This is a genomic window from Hymenobacter agri, from assembly GCF_054778495.1.
In genome coordinates, this window is the sequence record NZ_BAAGZM010000274.1 from 1 (window position 1) to 5521 (window position 5521).

Here is a 5521-nt window from a genome sequence, read left to right on the forward strand (position 1 = left end):
GGGCGCGGCGGCGGGCGCGGGAGCAGCACCGGCGGCGGCACCATCCAGGTCGGCAATCACGGTGCCGATACCGATGGTTTCGCCTTCAGCCACGCGGATTTTCAGGATGCCATCGGCTTCGGCGGGCAGCTCGAAGGTGGCTTTATCGGACTCCAGCTCGGCGATAACCTCGTCGCGCTTCACGGCCTCGCCGTCTTTCTTGAGCCACTTGGCAATGGTGACTTCGGTGATGGATTCGCCAACGGCGGGAATTTTGATTTCGAGGGCCATAAACTAGGGTGGCGGAAAAGGGTGTCTTGCGGAAATTGAATGGGATGCGCAGCGGAGGTCGGCAAGCAGGCGCTTGCCGACCCTGTTAGTCCTGCTTCTTGGCTACTTCGGCAGTGGCTTTGATGTTGTCGTCGGCCACGGCCTCCTTGGGCTTGTCGAAGGCGCGGGCCACGAGGTCTTTCTGCTCCTTCACGTGAATTTTGTTGTATCCGGTGGCCGGCGACGCCGAGGGCTTGCGGGCCACCACGTCTTCCAGCTCGCGGCGCATGAAGCGCAGCAGGTAGTTCCAATAGCCCATGTTCTCGGGCTCTTCCTGCACCCAGTAGATTTTGGCCTTGCCGTACTTGGCCAGCTCGGCGTCGAGCTGCTTTTTGGGGAAGGGGTGCAGTTGCTCGAGGCGCACGATGGCCACATCGGTGCGGTTGGAGTTGCGCTGCTCGTCGAGCAGGTCGTAGTACACCTTGCCCGAGCACAGCAGCACGCGCTTCACCTTTTTAGCTTCGGCAAAGTCGTCGCCAATCACCTCGCGGAACCGGCCGTTGGTGAACTCCTCAATGGGCGAGATGCACAGCGGGTGGCGTAGCATCGATTTCGGCGACATCGTAACCAGCGGCTTGCGGAAGCTCCAGGTGAGCTGGCGGCGCAGGGCGTGGAAGAAGTTGGCCGGCGTGGTGATGTTGGTGACGATGATATTGTTCTCGGCCGCGAGCTGCAGGAACCGCTCGGGGCGGGCGTTGGAGTGCTCGGGGCCTTGGCCTTCATAGCCGTGGGGCAGCTGCAACACCACACCGTTCATGCGCTGCCACTTGCTTTCCGACGACACGATGAACTGGTCAATCATGGTCTGGGCACCGTTGGCAAAGTCGCCGAACTGGGCTTCCCATACCACCAGCGCTGTGGGGTTGGCCATTGCGTAGCCGAATTCGAAGCCCAATACCGCGTACTCGCTCAGCAGCGAATTGTAGATGCTCAGCTTCTCATTCTCGCCCTCCATAAAGTTGAGCGAGTTGTACGGGGCCGAAGTTTCGGCATCGTGCAGCACCGCGTGGCGGTGCGAGAACGTACCGCGCTGCACGTCCTGGCCGCTCACGCGCACAATGTGGTTTTCGCTCAGCAGCGAGCCGTAAGCCAGCAATTCGCCGGCGGCCCAGTTCAGCACGCGGGTGCCGTCGTACTTTTTAGTATAGTCGCGCATCCAGCCCTCGGGCATGCGCGACCAGCTGCCGTAGTTCTCGAAGAACATGTTGCGGCGCTCCTTCAGCAGGTTATCAATCTGCTTGATGGGCTTGAAGCCGTCCGGAATCGTAGTCAGGGCCTTGGCCACTTTCTCCACCACCTCTGCCGAAATGCCGGTTTCGGGCGACTGCTCGAAGTCTTCGGGCGTGCTGCGACGCAGGCTGCGCCACTCGTTTTCGAGGGCCTGATACTTATAAGGCAGCGGCTTCTGCTTCACCATGTCGAGGCGGGCCTGCAGGGTGTCGCGGAACTCCTTGTCCATTTGGTTGGCCAGCTCGGCGTCTACGTCGCCGCGCTGCACCAGCATGGCGTTGTACACCTCGCGCGGGTTCTGGTGCTTCGAGATGAGGTTGTAGAGCGTGGGCTGGGTGAATTTGGGCTCGTCCGACTCGTTGTGGCCGTGGCGGCGGTAGCACACCATATCAATAAAGATGTCGGCGTGGAACTGCTGGCGGTACTCGGTGGCCAGCTGCACGGCAAACACCACCGCTTCGGGGTTGTCACCGTTCACGTGCACCACCGGCGCATCGATGATTTTAGCCAGGTCGGTCGAGTAGATGGACGAGCGGGCGTCTTCGAAATCAGTCGTGAAACCCACCTGGTTGTTAATCACGAAGTGGATGGTGCCGCCCGTTTTGTAGCCTTCGAGCTGCGACATCTGCGTCACCTCGTAGCCAATGCCCTGGCCGGCCAGCGCCGCGTCGCCGTGGATGAGGATGGGCAGAATCTGATGGTAGTCGCCGCCGTACTGGTGTTCGATTTTGGCGCGCACGAAGCCTTCCACCACCGGGTTCACGGCCTCGAGGTGCGAGGGGTTAGGGGCCAGCTTCAGGTTCACTTTCTGGCCGCCACTGGCTTCCACTTCCGACGAGTAGCCCATGTGATACTTCACGTCGCCGTCGCCCATCGTGAGGTCGGGCACGGCCGTGCCTTCAAACTCCGAGAAAATCTGCTCGTAGGTTTTGCCCATGATGTTGGCCAGCACGTTGAGGCGGCCGCGGTGGGCCATGCCAATCATCACTTCCTTCACGCCCAGCTCGGCGCCCTTGCCGATGATGGCATCGAGGGCCGGAATGGTGGTTTCGCCGCCCTCCAGCGAGAAGCGCTTCTGCCCCAGAAACTTGGTGTGCAGGAAATTCTCGAACACCACGGCCTCGTTCAGCTTCTTCAGAATGCGCTTCTTGTACTCCACGCCGGGGTTGAAGGCCAGCGAGTCCTTCTCCACCTTGGCGCGGAACCAGTCGAGCACCTGCGGGTCGCGGATGTACATGTACTCGAAGCCGATGGCGCCGGTGTAAATCTTCTCCAGCGCGGCTACGATGTCGCGCAGCTTGGCCTGGCTGCCGAGGCCCAGCACCTCACCGTTCTTAAATACCGTGTCCAAATCGGCTTCGCCCAGGCCGAAATCGGCGAGGTCGAGGCGGGGCTTGCGGTCTTTGCGCTCGCGCACCGGGTTGGTTTTGGCGCGCAAGTGGCCGCGGCTGCGGAAGGCGTGGATGAGGTTGCGCACAGCCGTTTCCTTATCGGAAGCCACTTCGCCGCTGCTCAAACCGGCGGGGGCATTGTTGGTCGAGGCCGGGGTGTGCAGTACGCCGTAATCGTCGGGCTGGGGCGCGGCAGCAGTAGCTGTTTTGGCAGCCGCGGCAACACCATTAGCAGCGGGGGTAGCGTTGGCGGCCGGGGCCGCACCGGGCAGCACCGAAACACCTTCGGGGAACTGCTGCGAGAAATCGAAGCCTTCGAAAAACTTGCGCCAGCCAAAATCCACCGATTCCGGGTTTTGCTGGTAGGCCTGGTACAGGGTTTCGATGGCCGCCGCGTCGGCGTTGGCGATATAAGTGTAAGCGTCCATTGGGAATTCAGCTTAAGTAAGGTGGCGTAAAGGTATTACGCCTAGCAATCAGGCAAAAACCTGTACCCGGGTACACGAATTAACCTGACAACCAACAGTATTTAGCGACATACGTGAAGCCAGTGGCGCTGCTTGTTGCGTCAAGTTATCGAAAATAGCGCGTTTGCCCAGCCCAAGTGTTACGGCCCGGCACCAAATGCGTTGGCCCGGGCTGCTCAAAATAATTGGACCATGCCGGGGCGGTTAATATAAAATTTTGTCTATATAATAGCTAATCAAGCTAGCAAGGGTGTTTTCAATTGGATAATTTGATTAGTCGAAACTAATCTGGCTAGTTATGCGTTAACACCCTTCTGCCCAGCCTGAAACGGCCGGGCAGTACCCATAGCGCCGGGCTCAATGGCGCACGTACGAACCTTATATTGATGAACAGTGCACGACTACTGCTAGATATCGTCCTCGCCGCCGCCGCCTTAGCGGCCCCCTTGTTCCACACTGCTCCGGCAGCGCGGGTTAGTCCCGATATGAAGCGCTTTTTTGCCACCACCACCAAGGCCACGCGCCTGAAAAGCCGCCGCCTACTGGCCCGCAAGCCCCAATTCGTGGTGCGCAGCCCGACGTACACCGTCACCGCCACCGCCTACCAGGCCGTGCCGGGCCAAACCGATAATGAGCCGTTCGTAACGGCAGACAATTCCCGCATTAAACCGCACTACGGAAGCAAAAAGCGCTGGATGGCCCTGTCGCGCGATTTGCTGAAGCCCTGGGGCGGCAAGTTTGATTTTGGCGATAAGGTGCGGGTGCGTGGCATCTCGCCCAAGCTCGATGGCGTGTACACGATACACGACACTATGAACCGCCGCCACCGCCACTGCATGGACATTCTGACGCATGTGAGCGAGAAGTTCGATATTTTTCAGAAGGGCGTGAAGATTCAGAAGGTGGAAGAGCGGCCCGCCTTCGCCGGACTTTAGCCTCCCTCCTATCGGCATTACCAAAAGCCCCGCGCCTCCCAAAGGAAGCGCGGGGCTTTTTCGTGTGCCTCTGGCAAAGCGGGTGCTTATTTCGGCAGCGCCATTTTAAAGATGCGGAACGGCGCGCGCGGCTGGCCAACGCCTTTGTTCCAGGCGGGCGTTTTATGAATGCCCGAGGTGGCCACGTAAAGCGCGCCATCGGTGCCGAAACTGTAGGTGTCGGGCCACTGCAGGCGGTCGTCCTGCACCAGGGTTTCGATTTTGCCGGCGGGCGTGCGGCGCATGAGGGCGCTGTTCTCGAACGAGGTGAGGTAGACGTTGTTGGCCGCGTCGATTTCGAGGCCGTCGGTGGCCGGGATTTCGCCCACGGTTTCGACTTGCTGGGCCAGCTGCGCGTCGGTGAGCGCGGCATCGCGCAGGGCGGCCGTTTTGATGCGGTAAAGCTTGTGGCCAGTGAGCGGGCAGTAGTATAGGTAGCTGTTGTCGGTGCTCAGGGCAATGCCGTCGACGTTGAACTTAGCCGGTTTGCCCTGCAAATCGAGCATGGGGTGGCCGGCGGCTTTAATGACGAGGCCCGGCTCGGCTTTCATCGACGGGTGCGAAGCTAGCAGGCGGCGCGATTTCAGGGTTTTCAAATCCGTTACGACCAGCGCGCCGGTGCCCGATTCCGTCATGTAGGCATAGTTGTTCTGCAGGTCGATGCGCACGTCGTTGAGGTAGGACTTGCGCGGGGCAACGCTTTCGGGGAAGGGAATGGTGAGCAGCACCTGGCCGGTTTTGGGGTCGGTTTTCACCAGCTTGGGGCCGCCGGGCACGGTGAACTTGAGGCCGGGCGCGGCAGGGTCAAGAATCCAGACCATGCCCTGCTTATCATTTTGCACGGTTTGGGGGCAAATCCAGTGCTTGAGGGGCTCGTTCTTCACCGAGTCGTTCCACATGCACCAGCCGGCGTTGGGATAGGGCTTAAGGGTATTGTTGGGGCCCACTTCGGCGATGGGGTACGGGGGGTTATAGTCCCAGCGCGGAAAGCAGGCGAAGATTTTGCCACCCGGCTCCACGGCCACGCCCACCATCTGCGGGTCGGTGAACTCGGCGACGACTTGCAGGGGCGAGTTGGCCGGAGCCGCGGGGTTGGCGGTGGTGGCCGTAGAATCGGCCGTGGCGGGGGCGGCGGCCGATTCGGAATGGC

The 5521-nt window shown here is 60.6% G+C and carries 4 protein-coding genes; 1 reads left to right on the forward strand and 3 read right to left on the reverse strand.

Annotated elements, in window-relative coordinates; translation table 11 throughout:
- Positions 1-270 (reverse strand): biotin/lipoyl-containing protein (locus tag ACYVDE_RS13500; RefSeq protein WP_460502067.1); only part of this gene is annotated, 270 nt, incomplete at its 3' end.
- Between the two features lie 85 nt (positions 271-355).
- Positions 356-3358: a 2-oxoglutarate dehydrogenase family protein gene (locus tag ACYVDE_RS13505; RefSeq protein ID WP_460502068.1), complete on the reverse strand. Its 3003-nt coding sequence runs from the start codon at positions 3356-3358 to the stop codon at positions 356-358.
- Positions 3359-3882: 524 nt separating this feature from the next.
- Here ACYVDE_RS13505 and ACYVDE_RS13510 point away from each other — a divergent pair.
- Positions 3883-4332, forward strand: coding sequence for a hypothetical protein (locus ACYVDE_RS13510; RefSeq protein ID WP_460502069.1), 450 nt, complete (start codon positions 3883-3885; stop codon positions 4330-4332).
- An 86-nt stretch (positions 4333-4418) separates the two neighbouring features.
- Here ACYVDE_RS13510 and ACYVDE_RS13515 read toward each other — a convergent pair.
- On the reverse strand, positions 4419-5521 hold a 1103-nt coding region (locus tag ACYVDE_RS13515; RefSeq protein ID WP_460502070.1), incomplete at its 5' end, for an L-dopachrome tautomerase-related protein.

What these genes read in the sequence shown, in the direction of transcription:
- ACYVDE_RS13510 (WP_460502069.1), top strand. Translation starts at nt 3,883, where the DNA reads ATGAAGCGCTTTTTTGCCACCACCACCAAGGCCACGCGCCTGAAAAGC.
- ACYVDE_RS13505 (WP_460502068.1), bottom strand. Translation starts at nt 3,358, where the DNA reads ATGGACGCTTACACTTATATCGCCAACGCCGACGCGGCGGCCATCGAA.